We start from the raw sequence: 15024 nt of genomic DNA on the forward strand, positions 1-15024 counted from the left end.
GTAAACAAATTGTGTTAAACAAATGATTTGACATTAGTAAACACAGCGTTTACCATCTAGTACACAAATGTTTAGTGGAGAGTGAAATGTCTATCAGCACTGATAAAGACATCATTGTTGCTCTTGGTGGGTCAACAAAAGTTGCTGAGATGCTTGGCTTAAAAAGCAAACAGCGAGTTCAAAACTGGATGACAAGAGGGATACCTGCGGAAGTAAAACTCCAGTATCCGCACATCTTCTTAAATCCGCATATTTCAGGCGTGGTTCGCAACAAGGATGTTGCGTGATGGGAGTAGATGAAATGCAAGAAGCATTGGATTTAGGTTTTCTTGATGTGCATGGGAAAAAGACTGACTCAACATCAGTCCGCATGACACATGATGCGCTACAAGCGATTGATGCGCTGGCAGCAATGGACGACATAAAGCGTTCGGAATGGATTCGGAATGCAGCCATAGAAAAACTCATAAAGTTTAAGAAACAACATGAGTATCTCAGTAGAGCATTCGGCAATACCACGAATACGGTGAATACATCGTCCATAAATAAAGAAAGCCCAGTAGCGCGAACTACTGAGCTTGATGTTCAAAACTTTGGAGTCAATGAACAATGAATATGTTAGCACAAATTCAAAATGATAATAACACAGACCAAGTGACCATGGTATCGCTTGAGCTTGTTGACTATATCAACGACAGCCGCAAGTTTGACGAAAAGCCAGTTCAGCTTCGCCATGCTGATTTTATGGCAAAAGTACCAAAGGTTTTAGGGCTAGAGACCAGCGAAAAATTTCGCTCGTCTTATCTTGCTGGAAATGGTGAGCAACGCCCTTGCTACCGCTTCCCAAAACGTGAAGCTTGCCTCATGGCTATGTCATACAGCTACGAATTACAGGCTCAAGTCTTTGACCGCATGACAGCCATGGAAGAAGCACTAAAGCAACCTGTGGCATTACTTCCTGACTTCACCGACCCAGCCGAAGCTGCAATGGCTTGGGCGGAGCAATATAAAGCCAAGCAATCAGCAGAACAACAACTCCAGATAGTAGCCCCTAAAGTTCAATATTTTGACAAGGTTGCCGACACAAAAAACCTTTTGAACGCCTCTCAAGTTGGTAAAAAGATTGGATTATCGGCTGTAAAACTTAATCAATACCTTGCTGATCTAGGTGTGTATGACCGCCGTATTGCAGGTCGCACTTTTGCTGATTGGTTTATCAAAAAAGGTTATGGCGAAGTCAAGCAGACAGAACAAGGCTATCCACAATCCAAATTCACCAACAAGGGTGAACAGTGGGTTGTTGAGACGCTGACAAGTGAAGGGATGGTGGCATGAGTAAGCTACTGGGTGGCTCGAAACGCTACCGCATCCTTGGTTGGGTATTTTGTAATGGTGGTGGCTACACAACAAAAGGTCAAACCATATACCAGTGTGATTCTTTTGAAGATGCGTTAAATCGCCTTCGGGTTATTCACGAAGAAAATCTTGAATGCACTTATTTTACGATTGAGCGTGGGGAGTGGTTATGAATTATTACCAGCATCATATTGGGGATTTCAATAATGCTACGCGTCATTTGAGTTTGGTTGAGCGTGCCATTTACCGTGATCTCCTGGATATGTATTACGACACTGAAAAGCCAATTGATGCATCCAATTTGGAGCGTTTGGCCCGTCGTCTGCAATGCGCAACTGAAGATCAGACATCTGCTTTGAAATATGTTCTTGATGAGTTTTTTACTCTTGAGGATGGTGCTTACATCAACAATCGTTGTGAACGTGAAATCGTTGAGTTCCATGGCAAGCGCAAACAGGCTAGTGACGCTGGTAAAGCATCTGCTAAAAAGCGTGCAGCGAAAAAGCAACAAGACCCTAATGGCGGTTCATCAAATGATGATCGTTCGAATAGCGAAAATCCAACGACCGTTGAAGGTCGGTTAAACGAAAATCCAACGACCGTTGAAGCAACGTTGAACGGAAATTTAACGGACGAGCAACCAACCATAAACCATAAACCATTAACCAATAACCATGAACCAATAACCAGTATTTATAGTAGTGGTAGTAGTAATGCGTGCGAAGAAAAAATTTCTTTTCCTCTCATTCAATTTTCTCAATACCAGGTTGGGGATCACAAACGCTATTCGATTTTGGAATGTGTACAGGTATATCCGATTCATTACGATTTCATAAAACTTGGGCAGCAGCGCAATCCTGGTCTACCTGAACAAGACCTGATTGCCATGTTTACAAACTTCGGTGATTTCTTCTCAGCTAAGTCTGATAGCAAAAACACACCAAGCCTATGGCTGGTGAAGTGGTTTACCTGGATTCAAAACAACAAAGACGAAGTACGTAATCTGCGTGAAGCTAAGTCTCTTCCTAAAAAACAAAAGCCTTTTTCAAATGCAGCAGGTCGTACCCAGAGCGAAGTAAGCGATTGGATGTCTGAGATCAGCGGTGATGATCAGCCTGCAATGCGTGATGTGCACGAAGTGGAGGGTGGTAAATATGCGTAATGAATTAGCTCAACATGAAAACACTCAGGCCATCCAGCAATTCAGTGAATTGGATGCACGCAAGTTGGTTGAAGACATGCTTCTCATGTACGGCAAGAAATTTACTGATCAATGGTCAGGTCTCAAGAAAGGTCAGGTTATTGAGAAGTTTGTCGAAAAACTTTCAGGTCTAACTTATGAACAGTTTCTTCGTGGATTAAAACGCCTTGATACAGCCGAATGGCCACCATCGATTCCTGAGTTCAAAAACTGGTGCAAAGGTGTTTATGAATACCAGACTCCTGATGAAGCATGGTTGCAAGCACTGAACTACGAGAAATCAAACCGAGTTTGTTGCATCAACCGTATTGCTAAGGACGCGTTTTATACAGTGGTTGGGCCGTATGGCAGCTTAAAGCCTACCGATACTGTGCATAACGTGTATTGCAGTGTTTACAAGAGACTGATCACAGAAGCGAAAGAGCGTGGCGAACCTGATGAAGAACTGAAAGCAGTTAAACAATTAGCTGAACCAAAGGAACCTGATGATATTGATCATCAGCCCGTGCCGAATGCAGTGGCTCAACAAGCACTGGAAGAACTTAAAAAGCGGATGAATGTGAAAAACCGTCATGTGCCAAAGCCTCAGCGCTTACAGGTAAAGCCAACACCAATAGCCGATCCATGGCCAGATCCTTTCAATGATCCTGAATCGTACTTGGAAAAGTGTGAAATGGATGGAGTGAAGGTGCCTAAGGTTATTCGTGAGTGTTTGAAAAAATAGAGATTAGGAAGTCGATTTTGGTAGATCGAATTCTAAGAAAACTAGCAAAAATTAACGGCTATTCGGAATATCGTGTGTAATTAACTAAATCATGTTATATTCTTATTTCGGAATATCGTGTGGAATAATTAAAATGAGCTATACAACAGAACGTGATTTTAAAGAAGATTATATTGCGCTGTTTGGGTTGAGTGATGGTCAGTTCAAAATGAGCAATGGAGCATTTCAAGATCCTTTAGTAGGCGCTTGCTTTAAAATGTGGGAAAAACTTGTAAAAGTTGAGTGTGGTGAAAGAGGTCTAAATAAGTCAATTCCCAAAGAACCCATGTTTTTTAGTCATGATGTTGAATATGGATTTAATTACCATTCAAACTTAAAAGATGCAAAAGAAGAGGCTGAAAGTTATTTGGATTATTACAGAGGTAAATTAGATTGCGGCGAAGATGTTATTGGCAACACATCACTCAATAAGCTCTGCTATGGTATTGTCTTGCAACATTCAGACTACAACATAGATGATGAGGTTTCATTGCATCATCATGACAATGGGGAGCATACACATTTAAAAATCGGTGACGATATAATATCTTTAAGTTTTTATTCTGAAAACATTATTAAATGACTGACATCCTAGCTCTTTCAAATTGGGCTGTACTGAGTGTTGAGCATGGTAAAGAGTTAACCATTAAAGCTGAATACTTAGTGCAGCCTGATTGCTGTTTAAAATGTGGTTCTAAGCACTTCTATAAACATGGCCCAAAGACCATAGCCTATCGTGACGGCCCAGTACGCGGCTCGCCTGTCATCGTTCAGGCTGTATTGAAACGATACCGTTGCAGAGATTGCGGTGGAACGTTCATTCAACCTATTGATGGTATTGAGCCAAATACACGTATGACAGAGCGTTGCGTCGAGATTATTCAAAATGAATGCTTTATCGATACCTTTGTGAACATTGCAAAGCGTATAGGTTGTGATGATAAGACGGTACGTTCCATAGCTAATGAGTACGTTAGTCGCCTAAATGAAGCATATGAGCCTGATTTAAGTGGTTGGATCGGCATTGATGAAACTAAGATTGATGGCAAACAACGCTTTGTAGTCGTGAATGTTGAACAACGCCGATACATCGATATGTTTGATACGCGCGATAAGGCTGCTGTTTCTAACTGGATACAACGCAACAGGAACGCGCCAATCGAAGGCTTTATTATGGATATGTGGAAGCCTTACAAGGATGCTATTCGAGCTGTATTCCCAAATATGCCAATCATTGTTGATAAGTTCCACGTTGTCCGCATGGCAAATCAAGCTATGGATGGAGTTCGTATTCAATTGTCAAAAGATCGTGCGAAAGCGATTGGCAAGGACTGGATGCGTCGTAAATCTTTGCTTAGGATGCGATACAAGAACCTTGATGAACATGGCCTCTACAACACTGATATGTGGCTTGCAAATGAACCACACGTAGCAATAGCGCATAACCTCAAAGAGCTGTTCTACTGCATTTACGATCAAGATAATCGTAATGATGCAGAGCAAGTGCTTAATGACTGGCTTGACATCATCCCACCAGAGATGAAGAAAACAGGCAAAGACTTTAAGCCATTGGTTACAGCGGTTAAGAATTGGCGAGAGGAAATACTTGCATACTTCGACAAGCCGTTAACAAATGGTTATACCGAAGCAATGAATGGTGTAGCAAAGGTTATTAATCGCCAAGGTCGTGGTTATAGCTTTGAAATGTTAAGAGCCAAACTGTTGTTCAAGAATAACCATAGGGAGATTCTTGGCAATGTCGTTAAGCATTCAGATTTCTTATCTGAGGAAGAACTAATTGCACTAATAGAACAGTCTCATGTATGTCAGATTTGTTCAGCTAAGCCTATAGGTGAAATATCTGGTTTAGGACTTGGTTACTGTAATTCTTGTTTTGATAAGTTACTTAATGGGGAAGTAAATTCCACACAAAGCTAACAATTTTAACTAGGCTCTATAGAATAGATTTACACATCATATTCCGTAGAGCCAAATTAACTAAGCATCTTTGAGGGGAATTGAGATGACTTTACAGCACATAGAAGCACAAAAAGCAGCACGTTACGTGGGGAATTATTCGGAAAAGCAGGCTCAACGTCGTGCACTGGATGAAATGCTAAAAGGGTACCAGGGGAAGATTACTGAATTACCAGGACCAAACTTTAAACCACGTCCTGTTCACCACCACTGTGAAGATCCAAATGAGTTTTGCGGTCTGATCAAATTAAGCCGAATCAAAAACTGGTTCAATGCCGGCACTAAAAACCTGTCACGTCGCAAGATGATTTTAAAGTTTGTTGATATGACTGAAGACCAGGTGCTGTATATCACCCTTCCAGCCAATGAGCAGAGCCTGAGTAACCGTGAGTACCGCAATATTATGAATGCTATGCCACTGGTTGAAGCAGAAGAACAGCGTTTGTTATCTGATATGACCAGACCTTTGTTGGATCGTCAGCCTGCTGTTCACCAATCTGCTTTTGATTTTGGGGATGTGTCGTGAACAAAGCACTATTGTTTATTTTTATGTTGATCGGGGCTGCTTTGGTGAAATTAGGTGGAATGGAATAAGCATGAATAACGATGCCAATATTGCCCGAGCTATGTGCCTGGTACCACATCACTTGATGCTGGCTTTCATGCAGGGCAATCACAATAAAATTATCGACGATAGTAACTACTGGAACCTTCTGGGCACAGCCTGGAAAGCTGGTGGCTCATTTGAACAACAAGAACAGTGGATTGAGCTATTTGAAAGCAAAAGACGCAACCGTCAAAAAATAATGAAAACCAGTGAACGTAGAGAGTTTTCTAGACTTCCTAAGGTTGTGACTGCATATCGTGCCTACACCAATGAAGATGAGTTGAATCATTCAATTTGTTGGTCATTGGATCCTGCATTCGTTAAGCAATATGCCGAAAAAACAGGACGCAAAGTTGCACAGATGAAATTTGAGAAATCTAATATTTTTGCCTATTTCAACCGTCGTAAAGAGTCTGAAATTTTGGTATGGCGAGGTGCAGCATGATTAAAGGGACTTGGCAAATAGTGCAGTGGTGTCCAGATCTTGTGACAAGAGAGTGGCTAAATATTGGTGTTGGTTTTCGTGAAGCCAGTAATCAGCATTTTAAATTTTTAAGCGATTTTAAAAAAGTAGAAGAATTTTACGACTCTGACACAAAAAACCATCTGGTTGCTGTGCTTAGATTGGTTGAGGGCTTTTTTAGCAAAGGGCATTTTGATTTTTCACATCAAATTAAAATTTTAGAAATTGGATTTCAGCAAGGAATCTCAGTGGAAGAAAACCTGAATCGCTCTTATGAAAGGGTTGTGACATTGCGAGGTACCAATGACATCAATCTCACTCGCTGAATACCAAAAAATAAATTACTTGGTGTTTCTTTAGACAGCAAGACGTTGCCATTCAATATAGGTTTACAGAAATTGAAGGGATAAATTTTTGGAGAAAAGAATGCATCATAAACCTAATTTTTTACATTTCGCCTTGGCTAGCGCGGGGATGTACTTCAATTTTGAGCGTCGTGTTATGGCAGTGTTTAAAACAAATACAGCTAAAGCAGTATCTGGCTTACCTAAAGTTAAAACTTTGGATGAACTTGTGGCAGAAAATACCGGGCTAGTTTGCGCCTGGGATCTAGCTGCTGAATAAATAGCCTATGTCTGCGGTATTGACTGATCGGGAACTTCGGAAAGCAGGCTTAGGGCACCTATGCGCTAAGCCTAAAGCTACTGATGGGGACAAAAAGCAGAAGTACAACAACACCAAGACCGAAATAAATGGCCTTAAATTTGATTCAAAGAAAGAAGAAAGGCGATATCACACTCTACAGACAATGGAACGCAACGGAATTATTCAGGATCTAAAGCTGCAGATGGCTTTTGTGCTTGCACCTAAGGTGAAGTTCAGCAGTGAATCACGTACTAAACCAGCGCTACGTTATGTTGCAGACTTTGTTTATACGCGGAATGGCCAACAGATTGTTGAAGACGTTAAGTGTGTAGAGACACGTAAGAAAGATACCTACCGTATAAAAAAGCACTTGATGATGTCAGTGCATGGCATAGAGATTACAGAGGTTTAAACTCATGGCAGAGCGCAAAAAGCATACCGATGCAGAGCAAAACGACGAAAAAAAGTCATCGACTATCATGATTTTTGAAGCATGTGTGGATCTACATAACCAAGGGCAGATTATCACACGTGAAACTCTGCAGATTGCATTGCCACATCTTACCCGGGGGCAGATTGACGATCGCTTAAGTTATCTAGTGGATACCAATCAGGTGAATCGCGTTGAACGTGGCGTTTATATGCCGGTGCAACAGCATCGTCCTGCACGCATGATCACTAAAACCGTGCTGAATGACGGTACAGTAAAGATTGAGATCGGAGATGATCTTGTTTTGACATTAACCCCTAAAGAAGGGCGAGATTTGGGCTGTTTAATGGTGAGCGATGCCATGCAGTACAGCAACATTGAGATGGGTCGTAGCATGAGTTATGTCACCAATAATATTGCTACTCAGGTCAGTAAGCTGTCACGCAGTATTGAACGGATCCATGAGGCTAAGATTCAAGGAGGGCTGTTTGATGAAAGTGGTTCATAACGGAATGTCACATCTGATATCGGGTGATGGTCAGCTCATGATTGAAAGGCTATCGTCAGGTGGTCATCCAGATTTACTCAAATGAAATGATCTTGGATATTGATGTTTGGGGTAAATAAATTATTATGTCTTTTAATTATTTATCCCTTCTTTATAGGTATTTGAATTGTCTGATTCAATAGTGTTGCAACTTCAAAGTTTAGCTGGTGACCCAAATAGTGATATTGAAGAATTACTTAATAAAGCACTCTTAGTATCAAGAAAATTGAAAATCAAAAAATTTAGAAAGTGGTGCGAACTGGAATTAGAAGGTTACGGGGATAAAAAGCTTCCAAAGTATAGAAAGATAAAGGGCCAGCTTAAAGCTTTTAATCCTCAGCGTGGATTAATACCTTTTATAATTCCAGATGAACTGAATGAAGTAGTAACATCTTTAAGTATCAGGCAATCAGTGGGTGATATCAGAAATCTTCTAATGCAAGAAGGAAATTCTTTTCAATATCTAATAAATAATCAAGCTAAAAACGCACTTATGAATTTACAAGACAGGTTTGTACAGCTTGAACCAAGGATCATGGTTTATCGTCCTCAGCTTATGTCCATTTGTACAAGGGTTCGGAATATTATCTATAATTGGTCTTTACAATTAGAAGAAGATGGAATTCTAGGGAAAGGGTTCAAATTTACCAAAAAAGAAAAGGAAGTAGCCATGTCTGTAAATCATTTCAATATTCAAAATATGCAGGGTGTAGTTGGAACTGTATCTGGTGGGACTATTAATCAAAATAATCAGATGAACATAAAGGGAATGGATTTTGATTCCTTGGCCAAACACCTCGCAGATAATAATGTAGCTTTTTCTGATATTCAGAGTTTAAAAGATGCAATTCAGCATGATGCTACCCCGACAGAGCCAAACAGATTTGGTGAAAAGGTTGGTGGTTGGATTTCAACAATGATGGGGAAGGCTGCCAATGGTACATGGGATATTGGTATCGCTACTGCAGGTACACTATTGGCTGATTCGTTAGCGAAGTTTTATGGTCTTGCCTAAATAATAAATTAATAGGGTTATTATGGATTTAGTTAATGATGTTGATGATACTGCCACTTTGTGGCGGTATCTGGATTTATCGAAATTTCTTGATTTGATTTTGCATAAAAAGTTGGTTTTTCCTCGTTATGATAAGTTTGAAGATACATTTGAAGGATATGCCGCTAATTTTATCGAATTGGCTAGAAAGGGTTTGCATTCCCTTAATGAATTTGATGAAGGTACCATAAACTTCGTAAATGGGATATTAACTGATGCAGTCTCTGTTTATAATTATTATGCTTATGTAAGTTGCTGGCATTTGAATGAATTTGAGTCAGCAGGTATGTGGAAATTATACTGCAAATCGCCAGAGTCTTTAGTAATAAAAACTAAAGCTCATTTATTAAAAGAATCATTAAAACCTAAAAATAATCATCAAATTGTTTATAGCAAAGTGACATACGATTCTAAATTAGAGGATGTTCAGCTAAAGGATATTACGAATGTAAATCCCCATAGTGCTTTGTTTATGAAGCGTGAATCATTTGATCATGAGAAAGAATATCGGCTGCTTTTAATTGATAACAACTGCAAAGATGAAAGGGAAGCAATATGTAAGGAAATTCAAAACTCGCAAGTTAAAAATTATGAAAAGTGGAACAGCAACAATATGGAAAAAATTAAAAAATTAAAAAATGAGGAACCAACTGTTGAGACTTCTAATCAATTACAAGCACTCATTGACGAAATTTATGAATATAAAAATGAGAATATTGCTCAAACTTTAGAAGTTCTAAAAAAGGATAAAACATCAATTGTATCTGTAGATATCGAGCCTAATGATTTAATAGAGGAAATCATTGTGTCACCACATGCTCCAAAATGGTTTTTGAATACACTACAAAAACTCATTAGTGAATTAGGCTTTAAGTTTCCTGTTTCCCAGTCAAATCTTTATGACTTAAAGTAGTTTGTCTAGTTCGATTAGAAATTTCCACAAAGCGTAAATATCTAGCCCTGTCCACCAGGGCTTTTTTTTCGCCTATTCGTTCATGAAACATACGACGTGGAACATGTACGCACTACGTAAAACTGTAGGGTTCGACAGTACGCACTGCGCACTCCCATCATCACCTTGTAAACAAAGGTGGTGTGATGTCAGAGAAGAAAGTAGCTCCTGATTGGGAGCGTATTGAAATCGAATATCGTGCAGGCGTGCAGTCTATAAGACAGATAGCACAAGCCTTTGGCGTGTCTGATGGTGCTATTCGTAAGCGTGCAAAGACACAGGAATGGACCCGAGATTTAAATGGAAAAATTCATGCAAAAGCAGAAGCAATAGTACGCACTCAGGTGGTACGCACTGAGGTACGCAACTCACCTGAATATAAGGCCACAGAAAAAGAAACCATCGACGCGAATGCCAATCTCATTGCCGGCATTCAACTAAACCAGCGCAAAGATATTCAACGTGCACGCTCATTGTGCATGGGTTTGTTTGATGAACTGGAACACATGATCGGGATTGAGAACGCCAATCTGCTTTATGACTTCGGTGATGTCATGCGTAAAGAGGATGACAAAGGCCAGGACAAACTGAATGACCTGTACATGAAGATCATCCAGCTGCCGAACCGAGTGAAGTCGATGAAGGATCTGGGCGACACGCTCAAGACTTTGGTTGGTCTGGAAGTACAAGCCTATGGCCTGGATAAAAAGCAAGAAGAAAAAGCTGATGACCTGACTGCATTGATCAACAGAATCGCGCAAAGCAATTCATCTACATTCCAGCCTGTAGCACATGACCCTGAGTTCGATAATGAAAATGGGGATGCTACGTGAATAGAACGACTAACGACCCACATCAAAATCATTTCATGCACGTACGTGCAATAAAAGCGCACCATGATTGTGCAAAAGTGGTGATTATATGATGTATAACACCAACTTAGCCGAACTACCCACAAATAAAGAAGAACTGGAAAGATGCCTTGCTGATCCGCAATGGCGTATTTTTTCAGGCTGTCTGTATAAGATCAAAATTAAGGGTGATGACTTCAAAGATGAGCTGGGAAATGTCATTGAAGCCGATACCTTTGAGCTGCCATTTAAACCGAACGCTGCACAGATCAAATTTTTAAACCGGTTGTGGCACCGCAATATTATTTTAAAAGCACGTCAGCTGGGTTTTACTACGCTGATCTGTATCTTGTGGCTGGACCATGCACTGTTCAATGCTAACCAGAACTGCGCCATTATCGCTCAGGACTTGCCGACGGTTTTCAGTATCTTCAAGGACAAGATCAAGTTTGCCTATGACAACCTTCCAGATGAAATCAGAGCACGCTTTCCTTTAAAAGCCTACAACAAGTCAGAAATTGAGTTTGGCCACAATGGATCGAGCATCCGTGTAGCGACATCATTCCGTTCCGGTACCATCCACCGCATGCTGATTTCCGAGTTCGGTAAGATCTGTGCGAGTGATCCGGCCAAAGATGATGAGGTTATTACCGGTTCGATCCCAACCGTACCGACCAATGGTGTGCTGGTGATTGAATCCACGGCGGAAGGACGTAACGGATCATTCTATGCAATGGTTCAGGCAGCACAGACAAACTATCTGCTGCGTAAAATCCTCACATCCAAAGACTACCGTTTCCATTTCTATGCCTGGTGGCAAGAACCCAAGTACCGGATTGATTCTACTCAAGTCACTATCTCAGCCAGGGATCATGAAGAACTGGATGAAGTTGAGCTGATCGTACGGCAGAAAATGGGGATCAAGATGCGTCTCGATCCTGATCAGCGTGCCTGGTATGTGCTGACACGGGACAACGACCTGCGTGGCGATAGTGCCAAGATGTGGCAGGAATACCCATCATTCCCGGATGAGGCATTTCAAGTGGCCAAAGATGGTAACTACTATGCCAAGGATATGCTGGCACTGCGTAAGCGCGGTGGTATTGGTCAGATCGAAGTATTGGATGTACCGACTTATACCTATTGGGATATCGGGAATCATGACGGCTGTGCGATCTGGTACCAACAGATCATGAATGGCCAAGACCGTTTTATTCGCTACTACGAGAAGCATGGCCAAGATCTAAGACATTATGCAGCAGAGATTGCATCTCATGGATATCTCTATCACACCCATTTCCTACCACATGATGCAGCACACCAGCGCTTAGGTGACTTCAATAAGTCGGTCATGGAGCAGCTGGAAGAACTATTACCTGGTCATAACTTTGTCATCGTGCCGCGTATCACTCAGCTTATCCATGGGATCCAGTCCACACGTAAGCATCTAAAGAATGCATGGTTCGATAAAGACGGCTGCAAGTTGGGTATTGAACGGATCGAGGGTTATCAGAAGAAATTCTCCAAAGCAGATAAATGCTTCATTGATCAACCGAACAAAGCCAATGGCTGTTCCGAAGGTGCAGATGCCTTGCGTCAATGGGCACAGGCTAAAGATGCAGGGATGATCGAGGATGTTGTGGAGAGCCGTGTAGGGTTCGCAGAAGATGAACCAAAACGCCAAGATAACTACAACGATGAGCCACTCGACTGGCGACTAATGTAACAGGTAGCAGCATGCAGAATGACGAAAACTCAGTGACTGATACGCCAGAAGCTAAAGATGAAATGGCATTGGATCTTCAAGAACTCAATGAAATCCATGACGAGATAGAACAGCAACCGGTCTGGCGTACTATTGCAGATAAAGAAATGGACTATGCCGATGGTAATCAGCTGGACAGTGAGCTACTGACACGGATGAAGTTGATCGGTATTCCTCCTGCAATTGAGAATATGATCGGTCCTGCATTGCGTGCCATTGAAGGCCATGAGCTGGAAACACGGACAGACTGGCGTGTAACACCCAATGGCGAACCTGGTGGACAGGATGTTTCTGATGCACTGAACTATAAGTTGAATCAGGCTGAGCGACTATCCAAGGCAGATAAAGCCTGTAGTGATGCATTCCGGCCTATGATTGGCTGTGGCATTGGTTGGGTTGAGGTCAAACGTGAAGCAGATCCACTAAAATATCCATATCGCTGTGTCGCCGTGAACCGTAATGAAATCCATTGGGATATGAAGGCCCAAGAGGATGATTTAAGTGATGCACGTTGGTTGCGTCGTAATCGTTGGGTGCATCCGCAGCGTCTTAAGATTGCATTCCCTCAGCATAAAGAACTGATTGAGACGATTGGCCGGCATGGTGCTTTGTGGTGGCAGCATGACAGTATGATCGATGGTGGTAATTCTACCGGTCTGCGTAATGCCTGGGGTGAAGCTCAAGCCTGGTCTAAGACAGAGCGTTTCTGGTTCGATCAGACATCTAAAGAGATTAATGTCTCAGAAGTCTGGTACCGACGTTGGGTAGAATTAACGATGTTGCGCTTCGATGATGGCCGGATCGTTGAGTTTGATGAGAACAACCCAGCCCATATTTATGCTGCAGCAAATGGTTATGCCATTCCAGAGCGTGCACCAGTGGCTAAAATGCGTCGTAGCTATTGGATGGGCCCACATTGCCTATACGATGGGCCGACTCCATATCCGCATGATAATTTCCCATATGTACCGTTCATAGGATTCCGTGAGGACAATACCGGCATTCCATACGGCTTTGTACGTGACATGAAGTACAGCCAAGACCTGATCAATTCGACCCAGGCTAAACTGCGTTGGGGTTTAAGTTCGGTGCGTGTGACCACTACACGTGGTGCATCACAGATGACACGTGGCCAGATCATGCAGCAGATTGCACGACCAGATGCATACATTGAACTGAATCAGCAGCACATGGCCAAAACTGGGGCAACATTTGAAGTTGAACGTGACTTTGAGTTGAATCAGCATCAGTTTAAATTGCTTGAAGATAGCCGGATCTCGATTGAACGTACCAGCAGTATTACTTCAGGCTTTCAGGGCCGGCAGGGTAATGCAACAAGTGGACGACAAGAGCAGCTGCAAATCGATCAATCGAACCAAGCATTACGCAAAATCATGGATCACTTTAAAGAAGCCCGTACCATGGTTGGTGAGTTATTGCTTTCCATGATTGTAGAAGACCTGGGCAGCAAGGAAGAAGTCGTGGTGATCGAAGGTGATGCGATTACTGCAGAACGTCGTGTGCATATTAATAAGCCGGAGACAGATCCAATGGGTTATACCTATCTGTCTAATGATGTACAGCGTACGCGCATTAAAGTCATTCTTGAGGATGTGCCAAGTACAAGCGGATTCCGTGCACAGCAGCTTGCCGCATTGTCTGAAGTTACCAAGTCATTGCCACCAAATATTCAGCAAACGATTCTGCCGTACCTTATTGCACTTACAGATACGCCGTTTAAACGCGACATCATTCAGTCGATCCGTGATGCAGTGGATGCACCTACACCAGAGCAAGTGGAACAACGTATTAAGGATGCAGTGGCTCAGGCACTGAAAGAATCTGGCAATGAGATCAAGCTACAAGAGCTGCGCTTAAAAGAGCGTAAGACAGAAAGTGATATCAAGTTGGTGGATGCTAAAGCTGTGCAGACTGGCGTTCAGTCGCAGTACAGTGCAGTTCAAGGGGCGGTACAGGTGGCACAGGTACCACAAGCGGCACCGATTGCCGATATCATCATGCAGGGTGCTGGGTATCAACGACCTAATCCAATGGGTGATGATCCGAACTTACCTATACCTGGTGAAGTAGCAGCACGCGATATCCGTTCGCCATACTTAGAAGGTGAAGGTGCTCAGATCGGCAGTGAAGGTATTGCCGAGATGCAGGTACAGCAGAATACCAGTCCAATGAATCCTCCGATACCACAGCAGCCATCTACTGGGTTGCAAGGAATTGAGACAGCTCGTACCAGTGATAATCTTGGTTGAATATTGAGCTTATAGACGTAAACCAGCACCAAACAATAGCCTCATTACCAGATGAGGCTATTTTTATGGCAGAAATAATACATATCTAAATGCTTGAATTTTATACAGCATGACGTAAACCATAACAGCATCATCATCTACAT

The 15024-nt window shown here is 42.0% G+C and carries 19 protein-coding genes; all 19 read left to right on the forward strand.

The window, feature by feature from the left end; translation table 11 throughout:
• Positions 1–86: 86 nt before the first annotated feature.
• The 19 genes from HLH16_RS00985 (at position 87) to HLH16_RS01075 (ending at position 14881) form a co-directional block, all read left to right on the forward strand.
• Positions 87–287: a hypothetical protein gene (locus HLH16_RS00985; RefSeq protein ID WP_171527873.1), complete on the forward strand. Its 201-nt coding sequence runs from the start codon at positions 87–89 to the stop codon at positions 285–287.
• Positions 284–613: a hypothetical protein gene (locus HLH16_RS00990; protein ID WP_171527874.1), complete on the forward strand. Its 330-nt coding sequence runs from the start codon at positions 284–286 to the stop codon at positions 611–613. Before HLH16_RS00985 ends, HLH16_RS00990 begins: the two co-directional genes overlap by 4 nt.
• Complete coding sequence (locus HLH16_RS00995) at positions 610–1335, forward strand: phage antirepressor KilAC domain-containing protein (RefSeq protein ID WP_250850205.1); 726 nt, start codon at positions 610–612, stop codon at positions 1333–1335. The genes HLH16_RS00990 and HLH16_RS00995 overlap by 4 nt, the downstream gene beginning before the upstream one ends.
• Positions 1332–1529 (forward strand): hypothetical protein, encoded by a 198-nt coding sequence (locus tag HLH16_RS01000; RefSeq protein ID WP_171527875.1) that lies wholly within the window; start codon positions 1332–1334, stop codon positions 1527–1529. The genes HLH16_RS00995 and HLH16_RS01000 overlap by 4 nt, the downstream gene beginning before the upstream one ends.
• Positions 1526–2518, forward strand: coding sequence for a YdaU family protein (locus HLH16_RS01005; RefSeq protein WP_171527876.1), 993 nt, complete (start codon positions 1526–1528; stop codon positions 2516–2518). The genes HLH16_RS01000 and HLH16_RS01005 overlap by 4 nt, the downstream gene beginning before the upstream one ends.
• A complete protein-coding gene (locus tag HLH16_RS01010; RefSeq protein WP_171527877.1) occupies positions 2511–3281 on the forward strand; it encodes a hypothetical protein in 771 nt (256 codons plus the stop codon). Before HLH16_RS01005 ends, HLH16_RS01010 begins: the two co-directional genes overlap by 8 nt.
• A 133-nt stretch (positions 3282–3414) precedes the next feature.
• On the forward strand, positions 3415–3903 hold the full coding sequence (locus HLH16_RS01015) for a hypothetical protein (protein WP_171527878.1): 489 nt from the start codon (positions 3415–3417) through the stop codon (positions 3901–3903).
• The gene (locus HLH16_RS01020) at positions 3900–5258 is read left to right on the forward strand and encodes an ISL3 family transposase (RefSeq protein ID WP_171527879.1); all 1359 of its coding nucleotides are present in this window, start codon (positions 3900–3902) and stop codon (positions 5256–5258) included. The genes HLH16_RS01015 and HLH16_RS01020 overlap by 4 nt, the downstream gene beginning before the upstream one ends.
• 85 nt (positions 5259–5343) lie before the next feature.
• Entirely contained in the window at positions 5344–5823 is a 480-nt protein-coding gene (locus tag HLH16_RS01025) for a hypothetical protein (RefSeq protein ID WP_171527880.1), read from the forward strand.
• A 70-nt stretch (positions 5824–5893) separates the two neighbouring features.
• Positions 5894–6349 carry a hypothetical protein gene (locus HLH16_RS01030; RefSeq protein ID WP_171527881.1) on the forward strand — a complete coding sequence of 152 codons (456 nt, stop codon included), beginning with the start codon at positions 5894–5896 and terminating at the stop codon, positions 6347–6349.
• Entirely contained in the window at positions 6346–6693 is a 348-nt protein-coding gene (locus HLH16_RS01035) for a hypothetical protein (RefSeq protein WP_171527882.1), read from the forward strand. Before HLH16_RS01030 ends, HLH16_RS01035 begins: the two co-directional genes overlap by 4 nt.
• A gap of 100 nt (positions 6694–6793) precedes the next feature.
• Positions 6794–6991: a hypothetical protein gene (locus tag HLH16_RS01040; protein WP_171527883.1), complete on the forward strand. Its 198-nt coding sequence runs from the start codon at positions 6794–6796 to the stop codon at positions 6989–6991.
• Positions 6992–6998: 7 nt separating this feature from the next.
• Positions 6999–7424, forward strand: a complete 426-nt coding sequence (locus tag HLH16_RS01045; protein ID WP_171527884.1) for a DUF1064 domain-containing protein — start codon at positions 6999–7001, stop codon at positions 7422–7424.
• Between the two features lie 4 nt (positions 7425–7428).
• Positions 7429–7950 (forward strand): hypothetical protein, encoded by a 522-nt coding sequence (locus HLH16_RS01050; RefSeq protein ID WP_171527885.1) that lies wholly within the window; start codon positions 7429–7431, stop codon positions 7948–7950.
• 166 nt (positions 7951–8116) lie between these two features.
• A complete protein-coding gene (locus HLH16_RS01055) occupies positions 8117–9004 on the forward strand; it encodes an AbiTii domain-containing protein (protein ID WP_171527886.1) in 888 nt (295 codons plus the stop codon).
• A 22-nt stretch (positions 9005–9026) separates the two neighbouring features.
• Complete coding sequence (locus HLH16_RS01060) at positions 9027–9956, forward strand: DUF2971 domain-containing protein (protein WP_171527887.1); 930 nt, start codon at positions 9027–9029, stop codon at positions 9954–9956.
• A 185-nt stretch (positions 9957–10141) separates the two neighbouring features.
• A complete protein-coding gene (locus HLH16_RS01065; RefSeq protein WP_171527888.1) occupies positions 10142–10828 on the forward strand; it encodes a hypothetical protein in 687 nt (228 codons plus the stop codon).
• An 88-nt stretch (positions 10829–10916) separates the two neighbouring features.
• Positions 10917–12572 (forward strand): terminase large subunit, encoded by a 1656-nt coding sequence (locus HLH16_RS01070; protein ID WP_171527889.1) that lies wholly within the window; start codon positions 10917–10919, stop codon positions 12570–12572.
• A gap of 11 nt (positions 12573–12583) precedes the next feature.
• The gene (locus tag HLH16_RS01075) at positions 12584–14881 is read left to right on the forward strand and encodes a portal protein (protein ID WP_171527890.1); all 2298 of its coding nucleotides are present in this window, start codon (positions 12584–12586) and stop codon (positions 14879–14881) included.
• Positions 14882–15024 lie beyond the last annotated feature (143 nt).

The organism is Acinetobacter sp. ANC 5378 (genome assembly GCF_013004315.1).
Classification (GTDB): domain Bacteria; phylum Pseudomonadota; class Gammaproteobacteria; order Pseudomonadales; family Moraxellaceae; genus Acinetobacter.

Excerpts from the sequence above, each read along its gene's own strand:
- HLH16_RS01000 (WP_171527875.1), top strand. The coding sequence starts at position 1,332 with ATGAGTAAGCTACTGGGTGGCTCGAAACGCTACCGCATCCTTGGTTGG.
- HLH16_RS00985 (WP_171527873.1), top strand. The coding sequence starts at position 87 with ATGTCTATCAGCACTGATAAAGACATCATTGTTGCTCTTGGTGGGTCA.
- HLH16_RS01045 (WP_171527884.1), top strand. The coding sequence starts at position 6,999 with ATGTCTGCGGTATTGACTGATCGGGAACTTCGGAAAGCAGGCTTAGGG.
- HLH16_RS01065 (WP_171527888.1), top strand. The coding sequence starts at position 10,142 with ATGTCAGAGAAGAAAGTAGCTCCTGATTGGGAGCGTATTGAAATCGAA.
- HLH16_RS01010 (WP_171527877.1), top strand. The coding sequence starts at position 2,511 with ATGCGTAATGAATTAGCTCAACATGAAAACACTCAGGCCATCCAGCAA.
- HLH16_RS01005 (WP_171527876.1), top strand. The coding sequence starts at position 1,526 with ATGAATTATTACCAGCATCATATTGGGGATTTCAATAATGCTACGCGT.
- HLH16_RS01020 (WP_171527879.1), top strand. The coding sequence starts at position 3,900 with ATGACTGACATCCTAGCTCTTTCAAATTGGGCTGTACTGAGTGTTGAG.
- HLH16_RS00995 (WP_250850205.1), top strand. The coding sequence starts at position 610 with ATGAATATGTTAGCACAAATTCAAAATGATAATAACACAGACCAAGTG.
- HLH16_RS01030 (WP_171527881.1), top strand. The coding sequence starts at position 5,894 with ATGAATAACGATGCCAATATTGCCCGAGCTATGTGCCTGGTACCACAT.
- HLH16_RS01075 (WP_171527890.1), top strand. The coding sequence starts at position 12,584 with ATGCAGAATGACGAAAACTCAGTGACTGATACGCCAGAAGCTAAAGAT.
- HLH16_RS01025 (WP_171527880.1), top strand. The coding sequence starts at position 5,344 with ATGACTTTACAGCACATAGAAGCACAAAAAGCAGCACGTTACGTGGGG.
- HLH16_RS01035 (WP_171527882.1), top strand. The coding sequence starts at position 6,346 with ATGATTAAAGGGACTTGGCAAATAGTGCAGTGGTGTCCAGATCTTGTG.
- HLH16_RS01040 (WP_171527883.1), top strand. The coding sequence starts at position 6,794 with ATGCATCATAAACCTAATTTTTTACATTTCGCCTTGGCTAGCGCGGGG.
- HLH16_RS01050 (WP_171527885.1), top strand. The coding sequence starts at position 7,429 with ATGGCAGAGCGCAAAAAGCATACCGATGCAGAGCAAAACGACGAAAAA.
- HLH16_RS01070 (WP_171527889.1), top strand. The coding sequence starts at position 10,917 with ATGATGTATAACACCAACTTAGCCGAACTACCCACAAATAAAGAAGAA.
- HLH16_RS01015 (WP_171527878.1), top strand. The coding sequence starts at position 3,415 with ATGAGCTATACAACAGAACGTGATTTTAAAGAAGATTATATTGCGCTG.
- HLH16_RS01060 (WP_171527887.1), top strand. The coding sequence starts at position 9,027 with ATGGATTTAGTTAATGATGTTGATGATACTGCCACTTTGTGGCGGTAT.